Source organism: Croceicoccus hydrothermalis (assembly GCF_022378335.1).
Taxonomy (GTDB): Bacteria; Pseudomonadota; Alphaproteobacteria; order Sphingomonadales; family Sphingomonadaceae; genus Croceicoccus; species Croceicoccus hydrothermalis.
This window is the reverse complement of sequence record NZ_JAIQCI010000083.1, coordinates 1-807: the sequence shown is the minus strand read 5'-3', so window position 1 is coordinate 807 and position 807 is coordinate 1. Positions and strand designations below refer to the sequence as shown.

Below are 807 nucleotides of genomic sequence, written 5' to 3'. Positions count from 1 at the left end.
GCGTGCACCTTGGTCAATCAGGCACTGCCACATCGCCGGTGGACCAACACGAAGCGACCAGCCTCATGAATAGGACGGGTTAGGTTTGCCCTTTGCAGATTTCACCTCGATATCGTCCGCTTTTTGAAGGACCGCCGCTTCGAGGACGCCCAAGTCTTCGGAAACACCTGTGTTCGCAGAGCCCCGCGCCATGGCGTCATACAATTCGGGCGCAAACCTTTCGGCCAACATGATCTTTGCCAAGACGGACATATTCAGCTCGTCGCGGAACCCCCTTTCCTCGGCGATCGCAAGTCGCAACATCATTGTATTGATAAAGCGCTTGATCTGTCGCGGATTGCCACGTGCACCGTCTGCCAGGATCGGAGCGATCCTCCCTGCAAGTTCCAGCGCACGCTCGACTTCGTCTGGAACTGAGCCAAGCGCTTTCGCAATTGTTTCACGGTCGAGGCCCGGCCCCTTCCACGGTCTGCGTAACACGTCTCGCGCCAACCCGACGAGCTTCTGAAAGGTCTCAGATGCCTCTCCGCATTCGTTGAGCACTAATAGCAAGGTCACATAGATTCGAGTCTCCGCATAACCGAGTGACGGCAGTCGAAACGGCACCTGAATTAGCTTCTCAAGGTAGTTCCGCGCATAGGTTGCAGGGCCGGTGGCAACGGGGAGGTCCGGAAAATGCTGCCGCACGGCATATTCGATCATGCCCTCGTCGGCGGCTATTACGATGTCCGTCGTCAGAACATTTGGCACACCTAGCTGCGTAAATTAGCGGAGCTTGGGCCTCGTCTGGGAATTGATGTTTAGGCG

1 protein-coding gene is annotated in these 807 nt (G+C 56.5%); it reads right to left on the bottom strand.

The annotated features are described in order from the left end of the window. Positions 1–63: 63 nt before the first annotated feature. On the bottom strand, positions 64–750 hold the full coding sequence (locus K4G67_RS17390) for a P-loop NTPase fold protein (RefSeq protein ID WP_338026455.1): 687 nt from the start codon (positions 748–750) through the stop codon (positions 64–66). Positions 751–807 lie beyond the last annotated feature (57 nt).